The following is a 21,869-nucleotide window of genomic DNA, read 5'->3' as shown; positions in this document are numbered from 1 at the left end:
ACAAGATACCAGAGGCTTTCATGATCATCGTCACGGGCGGCGCCGGCATGATCGGTTCCAACATCGTCGCCGCGCTCAACGCCGACGGTTTCAGCGACATCCTCGTCGTCGACGACCTCACCGACGGCCACAAGATCACCAACCTCGCCGACCTCGAGATCGCCGATTATCTCGACAAGGACGATTTCCTGGCGCGGATGGAGGCCGGGGACCTCGGCCGCATCGAGGCCGTCTTCCACCAGGGCGCCTGCTCGACCACCACCGAATGGAACGGCAAGTTCATGATGGAGGTCAACTACGCCTATTCGAAGCGGCTGCTGCACGCCTGCCTGGCGCTGCGCGTGCCCTTCCTCTATGCCTCCTCGGCTTCCGTCTATGGCGGCGGCGCCGAGTTCCGCGAGGAGCCGGAATGCGAACGGCCGCTCAACGTCTATGCCTATTCGAAAAAGCTGTTCGACGACTATGTCCGCCGCACCGTTTTCGATACCGACCATCCGCCGGTGGCGGGCCTGCGTTATTTCAACGTCTACGGGCCGCGCGAGGCGCATAAGGGCGCCATGGCCTCGGTCGCCTTCCATTTGTTCAACCAGGTCGAACGCGGCGAAAACCCGAAGCTGTTCGGCGCCTATGACGGTTTCGGGCCCGGCGAGCAGAGCCGCGACTTCATCCATGTCGGCGATGTCGCCGACGTCAATCTGTGGCTATGGAAACGCGGCTCGAGCGGCATTTTCAACTGCGGCACCGGCAAGGCCCAGCCGTTCCGCGCCATTGCCGAGACGGTGATCGAGGCGCTCGGTAAGGGCCAGATCGAATTCATCGAGTTTCCCGACCACCTCAAGGGCAGCTACCAGAGCTTTACGCAAGCTGATATGTCCCGCTTGCGCGCAGCCGGTTACAATGGCCAGTTCCGCACAGTGGAAACCGGCGTCAGAGACTATGTCGAATGGCTGAAAGCCCAACGATCCTCGTGATCGGCCCACGCTGGGTGGGCGACATGGTGATGGCGCAGTGCCTGTTCCAGGCGCTGAGGGAGCTTCATCCGGATGCCGCCATCGACGTGCTGGCGCCGGCCTGGGCAGCGCCGCTGGTCAAGCGCATGCCCGAAATCCGCCAGCAGATCGACCTGCCGCTGCAATCCGGCGCGTTCGAATTCCGCGTCCGAAGGCGCTTCGGCCGCCTGCTGCGCGGCCGCTACGACATGGCCTTTGTCCTGCCGGGAAGCTGGAAGTCGGCGCTGATCCCGTTCTTTGCCGGCATTCCACGCCGTGTCGGCCATCTCAAGGAAATGCGCTACGGGCTGCTGACCGACATCGTGCCGTTGCCCGATCGCCTGAAACGGCGCACCGCGCAGGCCTATTTCAGCCTTGCCCGGGGCGGCGCGTTCCAGGCGCCGAAGCTTGCCGTCGATCAAGCCAACCAGGCGGCATTGTTCGGCCGTTTCGGGCTGACGGCGGGGAAATTCGTGGCGCTCATGCCCGGCGCCGAATTCGGCCCGGCCAAGCGCTGGCCGAGCGAACACTATGCCGGGCTCGCCCGCGAGATGATGGCGAAAGGGTTTGGCGTGGCACTGTTCGGATCGAAGAACGACGCTGGGGTGACGGCGGAAATCGCCGCGCTGGCTCCGGGCGCCGTCGATCTTGCCGGCCAGACGCGGCTCGAGGATGCCATCGACCTGATCGCGGCGGCGAGGCTCGCCGTCTCCAACGACAGCGGGCTGATGCATGTCGCCGCCGCCGTCGGCACGCCGGTCGTCGCCGTCTACGGCTCGACCTCGCCGCAGAACACGCCGCCGCTCGCCGAGCGCCGCGAACTGCTCTGGCTCGGCCTGTCCTGTTCGCCCTGCCACAAAAAAATCTGCCCGCTCGGTCATCTCAACTGCCTGAAGACGCTGGAGGTCGAACGCGTCGTGGCGGCGGCGGAGCGGCTGCTGGAAATGCCGGCCGCCGCATGAAAGTGCTGATCGTCAAGACATCGTCCATGGGCGACGTCATCCACACCTTTCCGGCAGTCAAGGATGCGCGCCGCGGCCGACCGGATATCTCCTTCGACTGGTGCGTGGAAGAGGCCTTTGCCGGCATCGTCGCCTTGCATCCAGCCATCCAAACCATCCACAGCGTGGCGATCCGGCGCTGGCGCAGGAAGCTGCTTCAGCCCGGCACATGGCAGGAAGTGATCGGCTTGCGCCGCGCCTTGCGCGATTGTCGCTACGACCTCGTTCTCGATGCGCAAGGCCTGCTGAAATCGGCGCTGGTGGCGCGGCTGGCGGCAGCGCCGATCGCCGGTTTCGACCGTTCGAGCGCCCGCGAGCCTTCGGCGAGCCTGTTTTATGGCCATCGCTACGCCGTGCCGCGCGGCCTGCACGCCATCGAGCGCACGAGACGGCTGTTCGGGCTGGCGCTCGGCTACGAGCCGGATTTTTCCCGGCTTGACTCCGGCATCGCGCCGCCGGCCGCAAGATCGACTTTTGCCGGTGAAAAGACAGCCTTCCTGCTGCACGGCACCAGCCGCGAGGACAAGAAATGGCCGGTCGGTGACTGGATCGAAACCGCTCGCCTGCTGGTGGACAAGGGAATGACGCCGGTCACCACCTGGTCGGACGACCGGGAACAGGCGGTTGCCGAAGCGATCGCCGGCGCCGTTTCGCAAACCGTGGTGGTTCCCAGGTCGCCGCTTGCCGAGATCGTCGCCGTCATCGGCGGCTCGACGCTGGTCATCGGCGCCGACACCGGCCTCACCCATCTCGCCAGCGCTTTCGGCCTGCCGACGGTGGCGGTATTCCTCGCCACCGAGCCCGGCCTGACCGGCCCGCGCGGACCATTCTCATCGACGCTCCTGGCCGCGCCTGGGCGCATCGTCACGCCGGCGGAGGTAGTGGCGGAAGCCGAAAGGTTGCTGGCGCTTCGGGAGACTGGTCCGATCAATGTTGGTAGGGGCTGACCGGCAAGATTAGCGCTGCCCCTCATCTGGCTGCCGCCATCTTCTCCCCGTATGTATAGGGACGGGGAGAAGGACGCCTTCACCGAGGATTTCGCCAATCAGCAACGTTGCAGAAACAGCACCGACGTTGCGGCCAGCCCCTTCTCCCCGTCACTATACGGGGAGAAGTGCCCGGCAGGGCGATGAGGGGCAGCGCTAGCTGATGGAATTAAAGGCGCCCTTAAATGAACTGCACCTGGACGATCTCATACCCGCGCGCGCCGCCCGGTGCGTTGACCTCGATGGCGTCGCCGACTTCCTTGCCGATCAGGGCGCGCGCGATCGGCGACGAAATCGAGATGCGGCCGGACTTCACGTCCGCTTCCTGGTCGCCGACAATCTGGTAGGTCTTTTTCTCCTCGGTATCCTCGTCGACCAGCACCACGGTGGCGCCGAACTTGACCTTGTCGCCGCTGAGCTTGGTGACGTCGATCACCTCGGCTCGCGCGATCAGGTCCTCGAGTTCGTTGACCCGGCCCTCATTGAGGCTCTGTGCCTCTTTTGCCGCGTGATATTCGGCATTTTCGGAGAGGTCGCCATGCGAGCGCGCTTCGGAAATCGCCTCGATGATACGCGGCCGCTCCTGTTGCTGGCGCCAGCGCAGTTCTTCCTTCAATGACGCGAACCCCTCGCCTGTCATCGGGACCTTGTTCATAATGCCTGACCTTTCCTGCCGCCGCCCCCGCAATCGGGAGCGACCTTGTCGATGGTACAAAAAGAAAACGGTCCGGCAGCCTCGGGCTAACGGAACCGTCTCACCACAATTTCGCAAGATATAGCAATCTTCGCGGGTTTTTCACGTCCAAAAAGTCGGTTTTTGAAAAATCATCCACCGATGGCACGGTTGACCCAACGTCAAGCGGCGCTTCCAACATTACCGTGATGCCAAATCCCGGTTGGGGGCCAACATGTGCAGCCCAGCAAAAAACCGGCTGCGATTGCTCACAGCCGGTTATGAGGAGCGTTTCGGGGGTCGAATCAACTCCTCATGAAATGATCGATCTGCTCCGACAGCATGCCGTATTCGCGTGATCCCTTGCCCGCGCGCTTCTCGATCTCGCGGAGCTGTTCCTGGGCGCCGGCAAGATCGCCGATCTGCAGGTGCGCCTCGCCGAGATATTCGCGCACCAGCGTGTAATTCGGGTCGATGCGCAGCGCTTCCTCGTAATAGCCGAGGCCGACGGTGACGCGGCCGGAATGGCGGTGCGAATAGCCGAGATAATTGAGGATGCGCGGATCCTGCTTGTTGGCGGCGAGGCTGAGCACGGCGATCGCCTCGTCATAGCGCCCGGCCATCGCCAGATCGTGACCGGCATCATAGATGCTGTCGTCGTCCAGCATGCCTTGCTTCGGCGAGACGCATTTCTTCTGCTTCTTGTCCCAGACCTCCCCCTTCTTGCACTGGGTCTGGCTGCCGCCATTGCCTCCGCCTCCGCCGCCGCCACCTCCCCCACCCTCACCAGCCGAAAACGCCGGGGCCACAAACAGCGGCAGGGCGGCGATAGCCATGACCTGAATCAGCAGTCGTCTGCGCATCGAAGTCTCCTTTGAACCTGACAATGCAACATTAACGCCGGGCCAAAGCCGTTTCGTCCCGGAAATGTCATCCTATCCTACAAACGCCATCCATCCCAGGAACGCACGGCATCGGAAATCATGCTTCAACGATTAACGCCGACGCGCAAGATGACGTGACGAGCGCTGCAAATCCGCTATCATCCGGCAAACCGAGCACGAAGTAGGGAGAGCGCCGGTGCAGCAACGCCTTGAACGGGAATGGGAGCTTTCGATCGGTCCCGATACCGTGCGCCTGTTCATCCTCAAGGCGAAGGCGCTCAGCGCCGCCGTCAACGAAGACTATGCCGACGGCGCCGAGCACGAGATAGAGCTCGACGGCAACGCGCACGACAACCACCATCATGACGGCCTTGCCGAGGAAAGCTCCGAAAATCTCACCGAGGAAGAACTGCGCGAGCTGATCGACGACCTCAATGTCGACGAAGCGGCCGAGCTGATTGCGCTGGCCTGGGTCGGGCGCGGCGACTATGACGCGACGGAATGGACGGACGCGCTGACCGCCGCCCGCGAGCGCGCCAACAAGCGCACCGCAAAATATCTGCTCGGCATGCCGCTGCTGGCGGACTGGCTCGAGGAGGGCCTTGAAGCGATCGGCGCATGACAGCGCGGTTACCGATTGTGATCGGCAGCGCCCCTCGCCCAAAGCAACTTCCCTGCACGCTGGCCGTTGCGAGCTGATGGCGGCGTTTGGTTTTTCCAGATTGTGCAGACTGATGCTCGCCGTTGCGGCGGCGTCGCTGCTGGCCGGGTCCGTATCGGCCGAGGCGCCCAAACTACCGCAAACTGCACCCGTTCCCGAGTTCAACCAGGAAGCCACCCCGCCATCGCCGGCCGACATCCCGGTCCCCGAACCGCGCCCGGCCGCAGAGGCCGAGCAGCCCCAAATCGAGCAGCCGCAAAACGGGCAGCCGCAAAACGGCCAATCCCAAAACGGCCAATCCAAGACCGAGCAGCCTGAGCCGCCGGCGATCGCACCACTACCTCCTGAAAAGCCGGCACAGTCAGTGCCGCTGGCAAGCGCACCGGTCGCGCCACAAAACCCGACCGAAGCCGAGGACAAAAAGGAGGAGAAAAAAATCCTTCCAGATCCTCGATCGGCGGCTATTGCCGATAAAGAAATGCCGGACGAGGAGTTGGCCTGCCGCAGGCGGCTGAAGTCGATGGGCGTCGATTTCGAGGAGCGCAAGCCCGAGCAGGATGCGGCGGTCGGTTGCTCTATCCCCTACCCGATCGTGCTGAAGACGCTCGGCAAATCCATCGCCATCGGCCCCAAAACCGAGCTGAATTGCCAAATGGCCGAGGCCACCGCGCGCTTTGCCGCTGCCGTCATCCAGCCCGCGGCCAAGGCGGAGTTTGGCGAGGATCTCAAATCGATCGGCCAGGCCTCCGCCTTCGTCTGCCGGCCGCGCCACGCCGGCGGCAAACTATCGGAGCACGCCTTCGGCAATGCGCTCGATATCGCCAGCTTCAAGCTTTCGGACGGGAAGGAGATCGATGTCGGCCCGGCGCCGCCGCAGAAGGACGCGAAATTTCTGGACACGGTGCGCAAGGCGGCCTGCGGACCGTTCAAAACCGTGCTTGGCCCTGGCAGCGATGCCGATCATTCGCTGCATCTCCACGTCGACCTCGAACCGCGCCGCAACGGCGGTACGTTTTGCCAGTGACATCGAGCCCGCCGACATCGGGCGCCGCAATTTGGCCGCAGGCGTGAACGGCGCCGCTGATTTTTCCTTTACCCTTGGCGATTAAACTCTGTGCCATCTGGGGACAGGATACCTGCCGATGGCCGGAATATTTCGCGCTGCGCTTGCCGCCGCGCGGCAAACAAGGCGCGCGCGTATGGCCGGCAGGCTTGCCGCCATGCTTGCCATTGCGGGGGTCTCCGCCTGCAATACCAGCAGCGTGCTGTCGCTGCAGCCGGCCGTCGATGTCGGCAGCCAGACCGCTGCCGTCCCGCAAACTTCCGGCCCACAAAGTTCCGGCCCAGAATATTCCGGCATGCAGCGCCTCGTCCCATCCAACCCCTACCTGACGGCCGCCTATCCGCGCATGGGCGACCCGATGTCGCCGGCCGAACAGATGCCGGCCACCGAGATCGATTGCCGAAAGGAACTGAAACGCCTCGGTGTCGTCTACACCGACATTGCGCCGATCCATGAAGGCCAGTGCGGCATCGATTATCCCGTCAAGATCTCGGCCATCGGCAGCGTCGAGATGAAGCCGGCCGCGACGCTGACCTGCGACATGGCCGCCACTTTCGCCGGCTGGACCAGGAACGAACTCGTCCCGTCGGCCCGCTGGCGCTATTTTTCAGGCGTCAAGACCATCCACCAGGGCTCGAGCTATTCCTGCCGCAGGATCGCCGGCGAAGGCGTGTTGTCGGAACACGGCAAGGGCAATGCGCTCGACGTGATGAGCATCGAGCTCAACAATGGCGACGACATCGACGTCCGCAAGCCCGGCCTGTTCGCCTTCCGCACTCGCGGCTTCCTCAACAATGTGCGCGCCGACGGCTGCCAATATTTCACCACCGTGCTCGGCCCCGGCTATAATTACGACCACCGCAACCATTTCCATTTCGACATCAAGAACCGCAAGAACGGCTATCGCGCCTGCCGCTGATTGGCAGTCTTTCAGATTGGCCGAAACCATATATCCCTTGGTCATCCTTGGGCGGAGCGTGAGCGAAGCGAAGCGCGCAGACCCGAGAATCCATGCCCGTGACCGGCGAGCGTCGCTGCGGTGCGGAAGCTGGGATTTTTGTGAAGACGACGACAATGGCGGTGAAGCCGTCCTTTGTCCGGATGGCAAAGAACAATAAGGACAATGCCCGTTTTCTGGACCGTTGCGCACTTCGTTCCACCTCATGGCATGGATCCTTGGGTCTCCGCGACGTCGCTTCGCTCCTGCTCCGCCCGAGGATGACGAAGGCGTGGTAAGCTCTAGCCAGATACACTTAGGCGCTAAGTTTTCGCATGAGCAAACGAAGCCTTCGACGACGCGCAACGACCTGGCTGGTGGCATGCTGTGCCGCCTATCTATCGCTCGCCTATTTCGCCGCGCCCGAGTTCTGGACGTTGCGGGACCGCAATTTTCGCAGCCGCCAATTCGAGATGGTGACGCATACGCCGCAAGGCATTCCGGGCGATCCGATCAATGTCGGCCTCGTCGGCACGAAGAAGGAGCTTGTCCATGCTTTTGCCGTCGCCGGCTGGGATACGGCAGACGCAATCACGCTGAAGACCGCGATCGAGATCGGCGAAAGCGTGCTGTTCGGCCGCCCCTATCCCGACGCGCCGGTCAGCCGGCTGTTGTTCGAAGGTCGCGCCCAGGACTTCGCCTTCGAAAAGCCGGTCGGCGACAGCGCCGACCGGCGCCACCACGTCCGCTTCTGGCAGACCGATGCGACCGGCGACGACGGCCGGCCGCTTTGGCTGGGCTCGGCCAGCTTCGATCGTGGCGTCGGCCTCAGCCACGATACCGGCGCGATCACCCATCACATCGGCCCCGACATCGACGCCGAGCGCGATGGGTTGATGCGCGACCTCGCCGCCGCCGGCATGCTGATCTCGACCAGCGAGATACCAGGTGTCGGCGCCACAAAGACCGGGCGCAACGGCGAAGGCGATCCCTATTTCACCGACGGCAAGGTCATCCTCGGCATCCTGCTGCAACTGCCGTAGGCGCGCCGTATGACAGCCTTCGTCCCGACGGGGTCAGGGCACGGTGATCACGATCTTGCCGAACGGTCCCGTCTCCAACCGCTCGAATGCCTGCGGCACCTCGTCGAAGCCGAAGACCTTGTCGATCACTGGCTTGATCGCGAGCGTCTCGATCGCCTGGTTCATCCGCTCGAAGGCGCGTCGATGGCCGATCGATATGCCCTGTACGACGATCCGGTTGCGCAGGAACGGAATGATCGGGAAACTGAGTTCCATGCTGCCCAGAAGGCCTATCACCGACATCCGGCCGTCGGCGCCGAGCGCATTGAGCGAGCGCCGCGCATTGTCGCCGCCGACCATTTCCAGCACGTGCCTGACGCCGGTGCCGTCTGTCAACTCGCGGGCGACCTCGTCCCATGCCGGATGGCTGCGATAGTTTATCGCTTGCCAGGCGCCGAGCGCCTTCGCCCGTTCGAGCTTCTCGTCGCTGCTCGAGGTGACGATGGCGCGCAGGCCGAAGGCGGCGGCGAACTGCAGCGCAAATAGCGACACGCCGCCGGTGCCCTGGATGAGAACGGTCTCGCCCGGGATCGGCTTGGCCGCCTCGACCAGCGCGAACCACGCCGTCAGCGCCGCGATCGGCAGCGTCGACGCCTCGACATCGCTGAACGACGGCGGCGCCGCCACGGCGGCATCTTCATGAAAAAGCACATGCTCGGACAGCGTGCCGGGCAGTGACGATCCCAACGTATGCTTGTGCAGCACCGGCGGTGCGCCGCCGTCCGGCCAGTCGGCGATCACCTGGCCGAGCACGCGCTGCCCGACCCGGAAGCGGCTGACTTCGCCGCCGGTGGCCACCACCTCGCCCACCGCGTCCGATGTCGGCACGAACGGAAAGGTGAGGTCCGGCATCAGCACGCCATCGACGATCATCCTGTCCTTGTAGTTCAAAGATACCGCTGTGACGCGTACCAGAAGGTCATGTGGCCCGGGTTGGGGCACCTTTCCCTTAGCCGGCTTCATCCTGGACAGGCCGAAACCGTTCATCTCCCAGGACGTGTTGTTTTCGGTGCTCATTCGGTTCGCGCTCCGCTGTTGATGGCTGCGCCAGATATTTACGCCGTTTCACTATCGAGAAAAGTGCTTCCATGTGGCATGTTCCGCAACAAATTTAGGAACAAAACTCTACAATAGGAGAGCTTCATTGGAATCGGCCAACCTGCAAGGCATCGTCGCATTCGTTCATACGGTGGAGGCCGGCAGCTTCACCGGCGCCGCTGTCCGGCTGCATGTCACCAAATCGGCGGTCGGCAAATCGATCGCGCAGTTGGAACAGCGATTGGGCGTTCGCCTGCTCAACCGCACCACCCGCAGCCTGAGCCCGACCAGCGAGGGCTTGAGCTATTACGAAGGGCTGCGTCAGGGCGCTGGCCGAGATCGAAGCCGCCCGGTCGCTGTTGGCATCGCGCAAGCAGGTGCCTTCCGGGCGGCTGCGCGTCGACCTGCCTTTGGCCTTCGGCCGGCGATGCGTCGCCCCGCTGCTGTTCGACATTTCCAAAAAATTCCCGGACCTGACGATGGAAATCTCGTTCAACGACCGGCGCGTCGACCTGATCGAGGAAGGCATTGACCTGGCGGTGCGTATGGGCGACCTCGACGACAGCCTTTCCATCGCCGCGCGCCGCATCTATGCCCAGCGCTCGGGCATCGTCGCCGCCCCCGCCTATCTCAATGCACATGGCAGGCCGCGATCGATCGAGGAGATCGCCAGGCACAGCCTCATCGGCTACGGCCGCGACGGCACGGTCCATCCCTGGACCATCAGGCATGCCGACGGCCGTCTCGAAAAGTTCGCGCCCAAGGCGCGGCTGGTGCTCGGTCACGGCGAACCGATGCTCGATGCAGCACTGGCGGCCTGCGGCATCGTCTTTCTGCCGACATGGCTGACGGCCGATAGCGTCAGGCGCGGCGAACTCGAAATGGTTCTGTCGGACTGTCTTGTCGAGAACGCCGTGGTGCATGCCATCTGGCCGGTGACGCGCAACCTCGCGCCGAAAGTCCGCGTCGTCGTCGACACCCTGATCGAGCATTTTTCCGCGCCGCCTTGGGATGTCGGAGATCAGCTCCGCGCGCTATCTTGAAAAATCGCGGCCGTCCTATTTTCGAAAACCGCGCGGCAATGCTATGGACCCGGCATGCTTTATGCTGAAATTGCCATCGTGGTCGTCCTCATCTGCGTGAACGGCCTTCTGTCGATGTCCGAGCTCGCTATCGTCTCGTCGCGGCCGGCCCGGCTCAAAGCGATGATCGACCGCAATGTCAAGGGTGCCGGCCGGGCTCTGGCGCTCGGCGCCAATCCGGGAAAGTTCCTGTCCTCGGTGCAGATCGGCATCACTTTGGTGGGCGTTTTGTCCGGCGCCTTTTCCGGCGCCACGCTCGGCCAGCGGCTGGCTACCTTCCTGGCGTCGGCCGGCGTCCGCGAAAGCCTCGCCGATCCCCTCGGCGTCGGCATCGTCGTCGCTGTCATCACCTATGGCTCGCTGATCATCGGCGAACTGGTGCCCAAGCAGATCGCATTGCGCGACCCCGAACGGGTCGCCGTCAGGGTCGCCCCGGCGATGACAATCCTCGCCAGCGTCTCGGCGCCGCTGGTCTTCCTGCTCGATTTTTCCGGCCGTGCCCTCCTGTGGCTGCTTGGCCAGCGCGGCCAGAGCGAGGAGAAGGTCACCGACGAGGAGATCAAGATGCTGGTCGCCGAAGCCGAGCACCATGGCACCATCGAATCCGACGAACGGCGCATGATCGCGGGCGTCATGCGGCTCGGTGATCGTGCCGTGCGTGCGGTGATGACGCCACGCACCGAGGTCGACTGGATCAATTTGCAATCCGACGAGGCGACCATCAGGAAGCTGTTGATGGAAACCCAGCATTCGCGCCTGCCGGCCGGCGACGGCGGCGTCGACGCCATGATCGGCGTCGTCCAGACCCGCGACGTGCTGGCGGCGATGCTGGGCGGCCGCGCGCTGGACCCGCGCCGGCACGTGCGCGCCGCGCCGATCGTGCATGACCAAGCCGACGCGCTGGACGTGCTTGCGACGCTGAAGGAATCCGACGTGCCGATGGCGCTGGTGCATGACGAATACGGCCATTTCGAAGGCATCGTCACCCCGGCCGACATACTGGAGGCGATCACCGGCGTCTTCCGTTCGGACCTCGACGCCGGCGAAGAGGAAAACGCCGTCAAGCGCGAGGACGGCTCATGGCTGCTCGCCGGCTACATGCAGGCCGACGAGATGGCGGAGGTTCTCGGCATCGACCTGCCCGAGAACCGCGACTACGAAACCGTCGCCGGCTATGTGCTGTCGCATATGCACCATCTGCCGGCGACCGGCGAATGCGTCGACGCGCAAGGCTGGCGCTTCGAGGTGGTCGACCTCGACGGCCGCCGCATCGACAAGCTCATCGCCACCCGCCTGCCCGGCGGCCACCGCGAGGTGGTGCGGTAAGACGCGGTGCGGGGTGGGCTGTTCGAATGTCAGCTCTTGACCCAATTGCGGACGTGGAGCCGTATTTTTCGCGCGGCTGCGACGCAGAAATGCGATTGCCGCCGACCGTACGCCAAGGCCAAGCTTGGCAATTCAATCGATCGCCTCGATGCCTTGCGCCTTCAGGCGTTCGAGATGATCCTTCATCTCCTTCAGCCGCTCGGGGGAGTGGCCCTGCCACTCGGTGACCTCGCCGGTGATCCTGAGCGGCTCGCGGGCGCGATAGGACTGCGTCGGATTGCCGGGGAATTTCTTGTCGGTAAGGTTTGGGTCGTCCATGATCGGGCCGGTTGGCTCGACGATGTAGATCCTTTCCCGTCCGTCACCAGTGGCCAGCTCGGCACCCCAGATGGCCGCATCCAGAGTGCCACTCAGATAGACCCAGGCCGCCTGCTTTCGCGCGCCGTAATTGGAACTGTAGCCGGCTTCGATCAGGTCTCCCGGTTTAAGGTCGGCCCGGGTGCCGTGGTAGAATTGGCGCGGGTTGTCGGAGGCTGTCATCGGCTCGCTACTCATCCTCGTTGTCTCAAGCGTCATGGTGTCGTGGTGCGCACTATTTCATGCACGTCACCGAATCAAGCGTCTGGCCGTGCGGTTATCGGACGTCCGCTCTCAGCGCTCCTGACACCCATTCCAGTCATCCCGCCCAATGCACGCTATCGGTCGGCTGCCGGTGCGGCTATTATCGGCGCTCTGCATGTCACCACGGTGGAAAAATGGATCTGCAAACCTTCAGGGATTCGATTGCAAAACCACAGCCACCAGCCGGCTTGAGCCCTGCCCTGCAGGCGCTGTGGTGGGATGCAAAGGGCGATTGGGCTAAGGCGCACGAATGCGCGCAGCAGCGCGACGATACGGCGGGCATGCACGTGCATGCCTACCTCCATCGCAAGGAAGGCGACCAGTCGAATGCGGAATATTGGTATCGCCGCAGCAACGCCGCGCCGTCGACCTCAACGCTTGACGAGGAATGGGAAGAGTTGGCGCGTGCACTTCTTGGGCAAAGCTGACGCGGCTCGGTCCCTCGCAAAATAGCCGGTCCTGCATCCACTCGCCGGGGTTCAGTTGGCGCCCTGTGGCTTGTCCCTGTCGTTCCATTCCGCATTGCGCGCTCGCGCTTCTTCGGCGATCAGCTTGAACTCCCGCATCTTCGCACCCTCGATGGCGAATGCGCGGCTTGGCAGGACGCCGGGGTCCTCCTGACTGTTCTGAAACTGAAAACGGGCCTCCAGTTCGGCCCATATCCGCTCGGGTGGCGTGTCCAGGCGGGCAAGTAGCGCGATGACCAGCGCCAAAGTCTCGCGCTGGGCATTCAGCCGCCCTTCGATCTCTTCATTAGGCAATTCGGACATGCGGATCGCTTCCAATTTCTGGCTCAACGGCAAAATCGCGCCCTTGTTCCGGAATTCAGCGCCGGCATGGCGTCAGCGGCGAGCAGCAGATGCTCGCGATTCTCATAGCGCAAGCGCGCCGATCTTTCTCCTCGGCCCATATTGACACCTAATACACGACGCGTCATATAATGACACGTCATTTAATGGAGAATGAAAATGAAGGTACATGCCATCCGGACCGGATCGGTCCGCATCAAGACGGCCCAGATCGAGGGACGCGGCCATGGGCTTGCCAGCATCTTTGCCGACAGGAACTGGTCCGACTGGCTGCCGACCTTCGCCTGGGCCATCGAGCACGACGAGGGCGTCATCGTTGTCGACACTGGACAGGCGGCACATCTGCTGAACGGGCACGGACGCTCGCTGCATCCGTTTTTTCGCTGGGAAGTACGCTACCGTATCGAGCCGGAAGAGGAGATCGGGCCGCAGCTGCGCAGCCTGGGCATGGGACCGCGCGACGTCAAGTGGGTGGTGCTCACGCATCTGCACATGGACCATGACGCGGGTCTCGTGCACTTTCCACATAGCGAGATACTCGCCGCCCCCAGTGAGATCGACACGGCGTCGGGTTTCATGGGAATGCTCCGCGGCTACCTGCCGCAACGCTGGCCCGACTGGTTCAACCCCACACGGCTCGAGCTCGACGATGGACCATTCGGTCCATTTGCGGCGAGCAAGCGCTTGACCATCGCGGGCGAGGTCATAGCGATCGCTACCCCTGGTCACACTGCCGGTCATCTTTCGGTGCTGGTGGAGGACGGCGACGCGACGCTCTTTCTCGCAGGCGACACGTCGTACAACCAGGCACTGATGCTTGCCGGCAAGGTGGACGGGGTGGGACCCGATACCAAGGTTGCCGCTGCAACCCTGAGAGCCGTCCGGCACCTCGCTGAGCAGCGGCCGACGATCTATCTGCCAACCCATGATCCGGAGAGCGCCGTGCGGCTGGCGACGCGTCAGCTGGTGACCGCTCCGTTCGAACTGGGAGCGGCGGCATGAACCCGGAAGAGGAGCTGCGATTCCTGATTCTCGGTGCCCAGCGCGAAGGCAACAGGCTGCTTACCGACTTGGTCTCCCCGCTTGGCGTCACCCCTTCCCAGGCTGAAGTCATCAGCTGCCTGAAGGCCGGCGAACCAATGTCGCTCAACGCTGTTGGCAAGCTGCTGGTCTGCGAGACCGGCAGTCCCAGCCGGCTGGTAAGCACGCTGGTCGAGCGGGCGCTCGTCGTCAGGCGGGAAAACGCCGAGGATCGTCGGCAGGTGGAGCTGGAGCTGACACAGGAGGGGCACCGGCTCGCCGCCGAAATCCGGCAGGTCGAATCCCGGCTTTATGGATGGCTGGGCCAGCGGCTCACCCTGGACGAGATCACAACCGCCGTCGGGCTGCTGCGAACTCTGGTCGCGGGAACAGCTGCCGGCAACGCAATCGCCCGGCGCAATGGGCCATCATCCGATCTCCCGAAGGAGTAAGTCACAAATGTTCGACACATCAATCGAGATCGACAGGCCTGCCCAGATCGTCTTCCGCCATATCGAGGATATCGAAGCCGCTCCGGCCTGGTACTCGGCGGTACAGTCGGTGACCAAGCTCACGGCCGGCCCGGTCGGTCGCGGCAGCCGCTATCGCTTCAGCCGCGACCTTGCCGGGCAGGTCCTCGAAAATATCGTGGAGGTCACGGAGTTCGACGCCGATGCACTGCTGACTTTATCAAGCTTGGACGGGCCGACACCATTTACCTATCGCTTTCGGCTGGTGCCGACGGGAAACAGAACGCATCTCCATCTTGAGGGTTCGATCAGCGGAAAGGGGCTTCCCGGGCCGATGGCACTTCTCGCGCCGCTTGCGTCCAGCTTCTTCGAACGCGGCATGCGAACGAATCTTGAAAGCCTGAAACGAATTATAGAGACGCCGGCATCTCGAGCGGAGATCATGAAACCTTCTGATTTTTAAGCCGTTATCGCCGGATGTCCGAGGCTAAATTCAAGCCGAAATTGATCGACGGCGCCAAATCGCGCGATACTGAAAAGTCGCGCCAGGAGAAGCAATCGACTGTCGAAGTCGCGTCTGAGGTCGTCGGCGAGGCCGCGCCGCCGCCGGATTTCATCGAACCCGATCCTGAGCTGACACCTGAAGAGGCCGAGCAGGCGCGCAAGAGATACCTGCTGAAGCGTTTCTGGATCAGCGCGCGCGGTTACTGGGGCAGCAGTGGCGATAGGCTCGCTTGGCCGTGCACGATCGGGCTGTTGGTCCTGATCGTCACCAATGTCGGCTTCCAGTACGGGATCAATGTCTGGAACCGCGCGATTTTCGACGCCATTGAGCAACGCAATGCCCATACCGTATATTGGCTGAGCGGCGTATTCCTGCCACTCGTGCTCGGAAGCGCAAGCCTTGTGGTGGCACAAGTCTTCTTTCGTATGACGATACAGCGCCGCTGGCGTTCCTGGCTCACCACCGCGGTCATCGCGCGTTGGCTCGCAAGCGGCCGCTACTATCAGCTGAACCTCGTCGGCGGCGACCACAGCAACCCCGAAGCCCGCATCGCGGAGGATTTGCGGATTGCCACCGAATCGCCCGTCGATTTCATCGCCGGTGTCATCGTCGCATTTCTGTCGGCCTCGACCTTCATCGTGGTGCTCTGGACGATCGGCGGGGCCCTGACCCTGACGATTGCAGGTTCGACCGTCACCATTCCCGGCTTCCTGGTCATCACCGCAGTGCTGTATGCCGCGATCACGTCCACCTCGATGGCGGTCATTGGCCGCCATTTCGTCCACCTCTCCGAGGAAAAAAATCAGGCGGAAGCCGAGTTCCGCTACACGCTGACGCGGGTGCGGGAAAACGGCGAGAGTATCGCATTGCTCGGCGGCGAGGAGGAGGAGCGTAGCGGCATCGACAAGACATTCGCCCATGTGCTCAGGCAATGGGCGCTCCTTGCAGGCCAGCACATGCGCACAGCGCTGGTGTCGCAGGGGTCGAGCCTGTTTGCGCCAGTCGTGCCGGTTTTGCTTTGCGCCCCAAAGTTTCTCGAAGGCAGCATGACACTTGGACAGGTAATGCAGGCTGCCTCTGCCTTTGCCATCGTGCAGGGCGCGTTCGGATGGCTGGTCGACAACTACCCCCGTCTCGCTGATTGGAACGCCTGCGCACGGCGCATCGCCTCGCTGATGATGTCGCTCGACGGGCTTGAGCGTGCGGAACAGAGCAACACCCTTGGACGCATAAAGCGCGGCGAAACAGAAGGCGATGCGATGCTCGGCCTGAACAATCTCTCCGTGTCGCTCGACGACGGCACCGCCGTGGTCAAAGAAACCGAGGTCGTGATCGATCCAGCCGAGCGGGTGCTCGTTGCTGGCGAATCCGGCTCAGGCAAGAGCACGCTGGTGCGGGCCGTCGCAGGTCTGTGGCCGTGGGGTAGCGGCAGCGTCAACATCCACGCCAACCGACGGTTGTTCATGTTGCCGCAACGGCCTTACATACCCACCGGGACCCTTCGCCGCGCAGTCGCCTATCCAGGCGCCGCCGACAACTGGACGCTGGATATGATCAAGGCTGCCCTCGACAAGGTGGGACTCGGCTATCTCAACGATAAGATCGAGGTCGACGCGCCATGGGACCAGACCTTGTCGGGTGGCGAAAAGCAGCGGCTCGCCTTCGCGCGTCTTCTGCTGCACAGCCCCGATATCATAGTGCTGGATGAAGCAACCTCAGCACTCGATGAAAAGAGCCAGGAGACGATGATGGAGATGATCATTCGCGAATTGCCAAAGGTCACCATCATCAGCGTAGCGCATCGCGCCGAGCTGGAAGCCTTCCATAGCCGCAAGATCACATTGGAGCGGCGCGAGGGCGGCGCAAAACTTGTCAGCGATATCGATCTCGTCCGGCGCAAGGGCAGACGGAACTTGCTTGTGCGCCTTCTGAGGCACCGCCGCTCCCAACTGAAAGGCAGCACGACCTTGAGCAAAGCGGCGCTGCCCCAGACAAAAAAGTGAAGTCCGCCGGTCGAGGCCCCGGCGGACCGTCGCCCGTTCGAGTCACTGCCCGCGTCTGGTCTTAAAAGCACCAGCCGTGATACCTTGCTACCGTTCAGGTGTTGCTGTCGGAACGTCAGATGGCACAAGCGCATTCCATGTTCTGGTGCAAAGCCGAGGCTGGCTGTGAAACGGCCCGAGGGTGGGAAAATGGCCGGATCGGCTTCAAAAGCCCGGGTTAACTTCAAAAGCCAGGTTGATTTCAAAAGCAAAGGGACCAGCAATGACAATCGCCAAGAACACGATCTGCCTTTGGTACGACAAGGACGCCGAGGCTGCAGCCCGCTTCTATGCCGAGACCTTTCCTGACAGCTCGGTGAATGCCGTCCACCGCGCCCCCAGCGACTATCCGTCCGGCAAGGCGGGCGACGTGCTGACGGTCGATTTCACGGTCGCCGGCATCCCCTGTCTCGGCCTCAATGGCGGGCCGGCGTTCAAACACAACGAAGCCTTCTCCTTCCAGATCGCCACCGACGATCAGCAGGAGACCGACCGCTACTGGAACGCCATCGTCGGCAATGGCGGCCAGGAAAGTGCGTGCGGTTGGTGCAAGGACAAATGGGGCATCTCCTGGCAAATCACGCCGCGCGTGCTGACGGAGGCAATGGCCGCCGGCGGCGATGAAGCAAAGCGCGCGTTCGAGGCGATGATGGAGATGAAGAAAATCGACGTCGCAGCGATCGAGGCGGCGCGGCGCGGCTAACACTCTTGCGGTGACCCGAGGCGGAAGCCGGTGCATCGCCCGGCTGAGGAGGTCATCGATAAAATCAGAGCGGCGCCAGGAACGCCGCCGAGCCAGACAGGCGTGCGAAGGTGTTGAACTGCGCTGAGTTTTACGACGCCGAACTGCGACGGCACAACGAGGTCTTCAGGGCTGCCGTCAAGGCGGGAACGCATGCTGGCCCGCGCGGATGTGGATGTTGATGCGGCGCTGCGGCGGTTGCGCGATCTGTTGGATGCGCACTTGACCGCGGACGGTGTGCTTTTTGACTCGCGTGCCTGGATCATCACCGCATTTCGGGCGAGCAGATTGTAACCGCTCGGTTTGGCGGACATTGACCGGTAGGCGATCCTGTCCCCTCGGCTCGGCCTTCCCGTCAGTCCATTTGCGGCGTGACTTCTGAAAGCAGCCAATCCCGAAAAGCCCTGACTTTGCGCTGACGGATCGCCTCCGGCGGGTAGACGAGATAGAAGCTGGAGGGGGATTTCAGGGCGTGCCGAAGGGGCGGACAAGTCGCCGGGCGGCGAGGTCGGCTGCAACGAGCATGGTTCGGCCGAGCACTACCCCTTCGCCTTGTGCTGCCGACTCCATGGCAAAGGTGGCAGAGTCAAAGGTAATCCCGCTCTGTGGGTCCACGCCCTCGACCCCGGCGCTCGCCAGCCAGGTCGCCCAGTCGATCGGAAAGCTGTCACGGATCAGCGTGTGATGTTTGAGATCCTGAGGGGTGCGGAGCGGATGAGGGCCGGCGGCTCCATGACATTCACGTCGGGTATCAACAAGGACAAGCCGGCGATTCCGGGAGACTCAGTCGTCTCCGCGATTGCCGGCTCGTTCAGCTTTTTCGCCCGGGCCCTGGCGCTCGAACTGGGTCCGACGCGCGTCAATGTCGTGTCACCCGGATGGGTCGACACACCGATGTGGGATGTCGTTGGAGAAGCCAAATCCGGCTTCTTTGCCGACATGGCTGCCCCGGTTGCCCTCGAGAAAAATTCCGACCGCTGCGGATGTCGCCGCCGCCTACCTCTACCTCATGGAAAGCGACTTCACGACCGGCGAGACAATCCGCCTCGATGGCGGCCATAACCTGATCTAGCCGCCATTTGCACGCCGCCTGAATGGGTAGAGCCGGTATGACTGCTAGACCGGCGCACTCCTGCCGAAGGCGACGAACGCCGGCGGATCATGCCGGCGTAGCCCAATCGGGGTTTACATCGGCAGCCAGGTCCCTAGTTTTAGCGTTTCGCGCCGCGCACCCGAGTGCGTGGATGATCGAGGACGGGACCGTGAGCTCTGGCCGGCCCCTCAAAACCTTTCAAAGGATGACTACCATGACACAGGCCAAGAATGGCGACACCGTGCGCATCAATTACAATGGACGCCTGGCAGACGGCACCCAATTCGATTCTTCCGGCAACGAACCGCTGCAATTCACGCTGGGTGAAGGACAAGTGATCCCCGGTCTTGAAACCCATGTCGAGGGCATGGAGGTGGGCGCGAAAAGCACCGTCACTGTTCCCGCCGACGCCGCCTATGGCCCCCACCGCCCCGAAGCGGTCATGACCATCGACCGCGCCCGCGTGCCAGACAACATCAACGTTGATATCGGCACTCGATTGCAGGTCAGAACCTCAGAAGGGCGCCCCATGCCGGTAACGGTCGTCGGCGTGGACGACGCCAGCGTCAAGCTCGACGGCAATCATCCGTTGGCCGGACGGGATCTGGTGTTCGACGTTGAACTGGTCGAGATCGTTCAGGCGGCGTAGGGCTGGGCCAAGGCCGTGTTGGCTATGATTTCGGGTGACGCACCTCCGCCGGAGATTTCGGCGGTGCGTCACCTGCCGGAGGGAAAGACCGCGAGCAGCGCGGCTACTTTGAGCGGCGATTGTGGAAATCGTGTAGCTTGCAGCAATCATAGAGATATTCGGCGTCTGTTTCGAAATTTCTATTTCGGCGTCGCAGTTTCGAGAACTGTGCCTTGCCTCGCTTGACATGGACTTCTAGCGACCGCAAAGTCTCGTGATGCGGGCGATTGGTTGGAATAGAATTGCGCGTGTCGGGGCAATCGTGCTGATGATTGGCACAAATGTTCTGCGCCGGCGCGTTCCGACTCGCTCCTTCTCACAAGCCCGTCCCAGCCAGCCAATGTCGGCGATGCGATGCTGGCGGCTGCCAATTATCATGATTCCGGCGACTATGATCGCGACCTTGCCGCAGTGGCGAAGCAGGCAGGTGATTGGGTCGTCAAGCGCGCAATGGAGGTGCCTCGCCCCGCACTGGTGCTCGATATCGACGAGACGGCTTTGGCCAACTGGGAAGTGATCACACGTGACAACTTCGGCCGCCCGATCGGCGGCGCCTGCGACATCGCAATCGACGGTCCCTGTGGCTGGGCCGCCTGGGATCAGCTTGCGAAGGATCCGGCTATCGACCCTGTGCTGGAGGTCTTCCGGCAGGCGCGAGCGGTGAAAGTCGCAGTATTCTTTATCACCGGACGTCCGGAGGATCAGCGTCAGGCAACCGAACAGAACCTGCAGTCGGCGGGCTATGCCGGCTATGAGCAACTCTACATGGTCCAGCCTGGAGCCAAATATGGTTCCGCCGCAGATTTCAAGTCACCCATAAGAGCCGAAATCGAAAAGGCCGGCTACACGATAATTGCCAATGTCGGTGACCAGCCATCCGACCTGTTCGGAGGGCATGCCGAGAAGCTGTTCCTGCTGCCGAATCCGTTCTACAGGGTTCGCTGACGGTCTGTACGGCACAAGCCCCGGACCCTGGGCTCCTTGCCGAGCACCGTGTCTGCGCTGCCAACGAATGCATCGTAACGTCGCAGCATCACGGCGAGAGTGCCGCGCAAAACGGTCAGAATCGACGATCGGCGTGTGGACGGCTCTAGCCGATCACGACACTAAGCTATCAAGACGACCTTGCCGGTCGCGCCGCGCTCCTCCAGCAGGCGATGCGCCTGGCTGGCCTGGTCGAGCGGGAAGCTGCCGCCTTTGGTCATCACGAGCTCACCACCGGCGGCCAGATCGAAAAGCTCCGAAAGGCTGGCTCTCAGCACATCGGCAGACAGCAGCGGCAGCAGCGCAAAACCTCTCAGCGACTGGTTGCGGCCGATCATCGTCTCCATCTCCGGGGCGCCGAGCGCGTATCTACCAAGTGCTGCAAACACCACCTCTCCGCACGGCGCCAGAGCCTCCAGCGCGGCCGCCGTCAGCGGGCCGCCGACAATGTCGTAGACGATGTCGACGCCGGCGCCGCCTGCCGCTTCCCGGACGCGCCCCGGCCAATCCGCGTTGCTGTAGTCGACGGCAGCGTCGGCTCCCAGCGACAAAGCAAGCTCGAGCTTGGCCTTGCTGCCGGCAGCCGCGAAGACGAGGCCTGCGCCCTGGCGCCTCGCAAGCTGGACAAGCAGGGAGCCGACGCCGCCCGCGGCAGCCGCGACCAGCACCGATTTGCCGCTGGGCGGGCTTTGCCGCGATAGATGCAATGCCGTCAGCCCTTGCACCATCAATGCCGTCGCATCTTCGAACGACAGAGCATCGGGCAACGGCACGGCCAGGCTTGCGTCGATCGTCACATAATCGGCATAGCCGCCAAACGGGCGGCTTGAGGCAAACAACGGCGCCGCGACGCGCGCGCCGAGCAAGGAAGCATCCACCCCTTGCCCGAGCGCCTCCACGATCCCGGTAGCCTCGACGCCAAGGAACATCGGCAATTGCGGCGTCACGGCATAGCGATCCGCGCGCATCAGCACTTCGAAGAAATTCACCCCCGCCGCATGAACGCGGACCAGGACCTCGCCGGCTTGCGGCCCAGGCTTCGGCACCTCGACTATTTCGAGAACGTCGGGCCCGCCGAAACGGCTTAGTTGAATGGCTCTCATCGCACGCACCGATCGCTATTGGCATCGGCCGCTGTTTGCCACTATCTGCCTGGCTTCGACTACACACCGA

General features: G+C 63.0%; 24 protein-coding genes and 3 pseudogenes. 20 read left to right on the top strand and 7 right to left on the bottom strand.

Annotated elements, in window-relative coordinates:
* Positions 1 to 20 precede the first annotated feature (20 nt).
* Genes rfaD through waaC form a run of 3 tightly spaced genes read left to right on the top strand, consistent with a single transcriptional unit; the run spans position 21 to position 2,937 of the window.
* A complete protein-coding gene (gene rfaD / locus NKI85_RS10130) occupies positions 21 to 971 on the top strand; it encodes an ADP-glyceromanno-heptose 6-epimerase (protein ID WP_352523269.1) in 951 nt (316 codons plus the stop codon).
* Complete coding sequence (waaF, locus tag NKI85_RS10125) at positions 944 to 1,951, top strand: lipopolysaccharide heptosyltransferase II (protein WP_352523268.1); 1,008 nt, start codon at positions 944 to 946, stop codon at positions 1,949 to 1,951. Before rfaD ends, waaF begins: the two co-directional genes overlap by 28 nt.
* Entirely contained in the window at positions 1,948 to 2,937 is a 990-nt protein-coding gene (gene waaC, locus NKI85_RS10120; RefSeq protein ID WP_352523267.1) for a lipopolysaccharide heptosyltransferase I, read from the top strand. Before waaF ends, waaC begins: the two co-directional genes overlap by 4 nt.
* Positions 2,938 to 3,157: 220 nt before the next feature.
* Here the strand turns inward: waaC and greA are convergent, their stop codons facing one another.
* Both greA and NKI85_RS10110 read right to left on the bottom strand, forming a co-directional pair.
* Positions 3,158 to 3,631 (bottom strand): transcription elongation factor GreA, encoded by a 474-nt coding sequence (gene greA, locus NKI85_RS10115; RefSeq protein ID WP_023719113.1) that lies wholly within the window; start codon positions 3,629 to 3,631, stop codon positions 3,158 to 3,160.
* A 323-nt stretch (positions 3,632 to 3,954) separates the two neighbouring features.
* On the bottom strand, positions 3,955 to 4,512 hold the full coding sequence (locus NKI85_RS10110) for a tetratricopeptide repeat protein (protein WP_352523266.1): 558 nt from the start codon (positions 4,510 to 4,512) through the stop codon (positions 3,955 to 3,957).
* Between the two features lie 217 nt (positions 4,513 to 4,729).
* Between NKI85_RS10110 and NKI85_RS10105 the strand changes: the two genes are divergently transcribed.
* The 4 genes from NKI85_RS10105 (at position 4,730) to NKI85_RS10090 (ending at position 8,237) form a co-directional block, all read left to right on the top strand.
* Entirely contained in the window at positions 4,730 to 5,155 is a 426-nt protein-coding gene (locus tag NKI85_RS10105) for a DUF3775 domain-containing protein (protein WP_352523265.1), read from the top strand.
* A 112-nt stretch (positions 5,156 to 5,267) separates the two neighbouring features.
* Positions 5,268 to 6,218 carry an extensin-like domain-containing protein gene (locus tag NKI85_RS10100; protein ID WP_352776691.1) on the top strand — a complete coding sequence of 317 codons (951 nt, stop codon included), beginning with the start codon at positions 5,268 to 5,270 and terminating at the stop codon, positions 6,216 to 6,218.
* A gap of 118 nt (positions 6,219 to 6,336) precedes the next feature.
* Positions 6,337 to 7,176: an extensin-like domain-containing protein gene (locus tag NKI85_RS10095; RefSeq protein ID WP_352776690.1), complete on the top strand. Its 840-nt coding sequence runs from the start codon at positions 6,337 to 6,339 to the stop codon at positions 7,174 to 7,176.
* A gap of 353 nt (positions 7,177 to 7,529) precedes the next feature.
* Positions 7,530 to 8,237, top strand: coding sequence for an LssY C-terminal domain-containing protein (locus tag NKI85_RS10090; RefSeq protein ID WP_352523260.1), 708 nt, complete (start codon positions 7,530 to 7,532; stop codon positions 8,235 to 8,237).
* A gap of 33 nt (positions 8,238 to 8,270) precedes the next feature.
* Here NKI85_RS10090 and NKI85_RS10085 read toward each other — a convergent pair whose 3' ends face one another.
* The gene (locus NKI85_RS10085; protein ID WP_352523258.1) at positions 8,271 to 9,293 is read right to left on the bottom strand and encodes a zinc-dependent alcohol dehydrogenase family protein; all 1,023 of its coding nucleotides are present in this window, start codon (positions 9,291 to 9,293) and stop codon (positions 8,271 to 8,273) included.
* Between the two features lie 73 nt (positions 9,294 to 9,366).
* Here NKI85_RS10085 and NKI85_RS10080 point away from each other — a divergent pair.
* The 3 genes and pseudogenes from NKI85_RS10080 to NKI85_RS10070 all read left to right on the top strand — a co-directional run.
* Positions 9,367 to 9,552, top strand: a pseudogene (locus tag NKI85_RS10080) (LysR family transcriptional regulator); the annotation flags it as partial.
* A 121-nt stretch (positions 9,553 to 9,673) separates the two neighbouring features.
* Positions 9,674 to 10,357: a LysR substrate-binding domain-containing protein gene (locus tag NKI85_RS10075; protein WP_352776689.1), complete on the top strand. Its 684-nt coding sequence runs from the start codon at positions 9,674 to 9,676 to the stop codon at positions 10,355 to 10,357.
* Between the two features lie 54 nt (positions 10,358 to 10,411).
* The gene (locus tag NKI85_RS10070) at positions 10,412 to 11,722 is read left to right on the top strand and encodes a hemolysin family protein (RefSeq protein ID WP_352523255.1); all 1,311 of its coding nucleotides are present in this window, start codon (positions 10,412 to 10,414) and stop codon (positions 11,720 to 11,722) included.
* Positions 11,723 to 11,854: 132 nt separating this feature from the next.
* Here the strand turns inward: NKI85_RS10070 and arr are convergent, their stop codons facing one another.
* Positions 11,855 to 12,262, bottom strand: coding sequence for an NAD(+)--rifampin ADP-ribosyltransferase (arr, locus tag NKI85_RS10065; RefSeq protein WP_502896062.1), 408 nt, complete (start codon positions 12,260 to 12,262; stop codon positions 11,855 to 11,857).
* 215 nt (positions 12,263 to 12,477) lie between these two features.
* Between arr and NKI85_RS10060 the strand changes: the two genes are divergently transcribed.
* On the top strand, positions 12,478 to 12,771 hold the full coding sequence (locus NKI85_RS10060) for a hypothetical protein (protein ID WP_352523252.1): 294 nt from the start codon (positions 12,478 to 12,480) through the stop codon (positions 12,769 to 12,771).
* Positions 12,772 to 12,822: 51 nt separating this feature from the next.
* Here NKI85_RS10060 and NKI85_RS10055 read toward each other — a convergent pair whose 3' ends face one another.
* On the bottom strand, positions 12,823 to 13,128 hold the full coding sequence (locus NKI85_RS10055) for a hypothetical protein (protein WP_352523251.1): 306 nt from the start codon (positions 13,126 to 13,128) through the stop codon (positions 12,823 to 12,825).
* 183 nt (positions 13,129 to 13,311) lie between these two features.
* Here NKI85_RS10055 and NKI85_RS10050 point away from each other — a divergent pair, with 183 nt between their 5' ends.
* The 6 genes and pseudogenes from NKI85_RS10050 to NKI85_RS10025 all read left to right on the top strand — a co-directional run.
* Positions 13,312 to 14,154: an N-acyl homoserine lactonase family protein gene (locus NKI85_RS10050; RefSeq protein ID WP_352776688.1), complete on the top strand. Its 843-nt coding sequence runs from the start codon at positions 13,312 to 13,314 to the stop codon at positions 14,152 to 14,154.
* Complete coding sequence (locus tag NKI85_RS10045) at positions 14,151 to 14,624, top strand: MarR family winged helix-turn-helix transcriptional regulator (RefSeq protein ID WP_352776687.1); 474 nt, start codon at positions 14,151 to 14,153, stop codon at positions 14,622 to 14,624. The genes NKI85_RS10050 and NKI85_RS10045 overlap by 4 nt, the downstream gene beginning before the upstream one ends.
* Positions 14,593 to 15,105, top strand: coding sequence for an SRPBCC family protein (locus NKI85_RS10040; protein ID WP_352776686.1), 513 nt, complete (start codon positions 14,593 to 14,595; stop codon positions 15,103 to 15,105). The genes NKI85_RS10045 and NKI85_RS10040 overlap by 32 nt, the downstream gene beginning before the upstream one ends.
* A 14-nt stretch (positions 15,106 to 15,119) precedes the next feature.
* On the top strand, positions 15,120 to 17,150 hold the full coding sequence (locus NKI85_RS10035) for an ABC transporter ATP-binding protein/permease (protein WP_352523245.1): 2,031 nt from the start codon (positions 15,120 to 15,122) through the stop codon (positions 17,148 to 17,150).
* Positions 17,151 to 17,418: 268 nt separating this feature from the next.
* Positions 17,419 to 17,892, top strand: coding sequence for a VOC family protein (locus NKI85_RS10030; protein ID WP_352523401.1), 474 nt, complete (start codon positions 17,419 to 17,421; stop codon positions 17,890 to 17,892).
* Positions 17,893 to 18,117: 225 nt separating this feature from the next.
* A pseudogene (locus tag NKI85_RS10025) lies at positions 18,118 to 18,225 on the top strand (alpha/beta hydrolase); the annotation flags it as partial.
* A gap of 171 nt (positions 18,226 to 18,396) precedes the next feature.
* On the opposite strand, the gene NKI85_RS10020 reads toward NKI85_RS10025, so the two are convergent.
* The gene (locus NKI85_RS10020) at positions 18,397 to 18,606 is read right to left on the bottom strand and encodes a LysR substrate-binding domain-containing protein (RefSeq protein WP_352523400.1); all 210 of its coding nucleotides are present in this window, start codon (positions 18,604 to 18,606) and stop codon (positions 18,397 to 18,399) included.
* A 9-nt stretch (positions 18,607 to 18,615) separates the two neighbouring features.
* On the opposite strand from NKI85_RS10020, the pseudogene NKI85_RS10015 reads away from it, so the two are divergent.
* The 3 genes and pseudogenes from NKI85_RS10015 to NKI85_RS10005 form a co-directional block, all read left to right on the top strand.
* A pseudogene (locus NKI85_RS10015) lies at positions 18,616 to 18,831 on the top strand (SDR family oxidoreductase); the annotation flags it as partial.
* A 407-nt stretch (positions 18,832 to 19,238) separates the two neighbouring features.
* Entirely contained in the window at positions 19,239 to 19,673 is a 435-nt protein-coding gene (locus tag NKI85_RS10010) for an FKBP-type peptidyl-prolyl cis-trans isomerase (protein WP_352523244.1), read from the top strand.
* Positions 19,674 to 20,066: 393 nt separating this feature from the next.
* Positions 20,067 to 20,657 carry an HAD family acid phosphatase gene (locus tag NKI85_RS10005; protein ID WP_352776685.1) on the top strand — a complete coding sequence of 197 codons (591 nt, stop codon included), beginning with the start codon at positions 20,067 to 20,069 and terminating at the stop codon, positions 20,655 to 20,657.
* 161 nt (positions 20,658 to 20,818) lie between these two features.
* Here NKI85_RS10005 and NKI85_RS10000 read toward each other — a convergent pair whose 3' ends face one another.
* Positions 20,819 to 21,799 carry a quinone oxidoreductase family protein gene (locus tag NKI85_RS10000; protein WP_352776684.1) on the bottom strand — a complete coding sequence of 327 codons (981 nt, stop codon included), beginning with the start codon at positions 21,797 to 21,799 and terminating at the stop codon, positions 20,819 to 20,821.
* Positions 21,800 to 21,869: the final 70 nt, after the last annotated feature.

The organism is Mesorhizobium sp. M0571 (genome assembly GCF_040320985.1).
In the GTDB taxonomy this organism is placed as follows: domain Bacteria; phylum Pseudomonadota; class Alphaproteobacteria; order Rhizobiales; family Rhizobiaceae; genus Mesorhizobium.
This window is presented reverse-complemented; position numbering and strand designations above follow the sequence as displayed.

Bases quoted from the DNA above. Each gene is read 5' to 3' on its own strand.
- rfaD (WP_352523269.1), top strand. From the start codon at position 21: ATGATCATCGTCACGGGCGGCGCCGGCATGATCGGTTCCAACATCGTC.
- waaF (WP_352523268.1), top strand. From the start codon at position 944: ATGGCTGAAAGCCCAACGATCCTCGTGATCGGCCCACGCTGGGTGGGC.
- waaC (WP_352523267.1), top strand. From the start codon at position 1,948: ATGAAAGTGCTGATCGTCAAGACATCGTCCATGGGCGACGTCATCCAC.
- greA (WP_023719113.1), bottom strand. From the start codon at position 3,631: ATGAACAAGGTCCCGATGACAGGCGAGGGGTTCGCGTCATTGAAGGAA.
- NKI85_RS10110 (WP_352523266.1), bottom strand. From the start codon at position 4,512: ATGCGCAGACGACTGCTGATTCAGGTCATGGCTATCGCCGCCCTGCCG.
- NKI85_RS10100 (WP_352776691.1), top strand. From the start codon at position 5,268: ATGCTCGCCGTTGCGGCGGCGTCGCTGCTGGCCGGGTCCGTATCGGCC.
- NKI85_RS10095 (WP_352776690.1), top strand. From the start codon at position 6,337: ATGGCCGGAATATTTCGCGCTGCGCTTGCCGCCGCGCGGCAAACAAGG.
- NKI85_RS10090 (WP_352523260.1), top strand. From the start codon at position 7,530: ATGAGCAAACGAAGCCTTCGACGACGCGCAACGACCTGGCTGGTGGCA.
- NKI85_RS10085 (WP_352523258.1), bottom strand. From the start codon at position 9,293: ATGAGCACCGAAAACAACACGTCCTGGGAGATGAACGGTTTCGGCCTG.
- NKI85_RS10070 (WP_352523255.1), top strand. From the start codon at position 10,412: ATGCTTTATGCTGAAATTGCCATCGTGGTCGTCCTCATCTGCGTGAAC.
- arr (WP_502896062.1), bottom strand. From the start codon at position 12,262: ATGACAGCCTCCGACAACCCGCGCCAATTCTACCACGGCACCCGGGCC.
- NKI85_RS10060 (WP_352523252.1), top strand. From the start codon at position 12,478: ATGGATCTGCAAACCTTCAGGGATTCGATTGCAAAACCACAGCCACCA.
- NKI85_RS10050 (WP_352776688.1), top strand. From the start codon at position 13,312: ATGAAGGTACATGCCATCCGGACCGGATCGGTCCGCATCAAGACGGCC.
- NKI85_RS10045 (WP_352776687.1), top strand. From the start codon at position 14,151: ATGAACCCGGAAGAGGAGCTGCGATTCCTGATTCTCGGTGCCCAGCGC.
- NKI85_RS10040 (WP_352776686.1), top strand. From the start codon at position 14,593: ATGGGCCATCATCCGATCTCCCGAAGGAGTAAGTCACAAATGTTCGAC.
- NKI85_RS10035 (WP_352523245.1), top strand. From the start codon at position 15,120: ATGTCCGAGGCTAAATTCAAGCCGAAATTGATCGACGGCGCCAAATCG.
- NKI85_RS10010 (WP_352523244.1), top strand. From the start codon at position 19,239: ATGACACAGGCCAAGAATGGCGACACCGTGCGCATCAATTACAATGGA.
- NKI85_RS10005 (WP_352776685.1), top strand. From the start codon at position 20,067: ATGCTGGCGGCTGCCAATTATCATGATTCCGGCGACTATGATCGCGAC.
- NKI85_RS10000 (WP_352776684.1), bottom strand. From the start codon at position 21,799: ATGAGAGCCATTCAACTAAGCCGTTTCGGCGGGCCCGACGTTCTCGAA.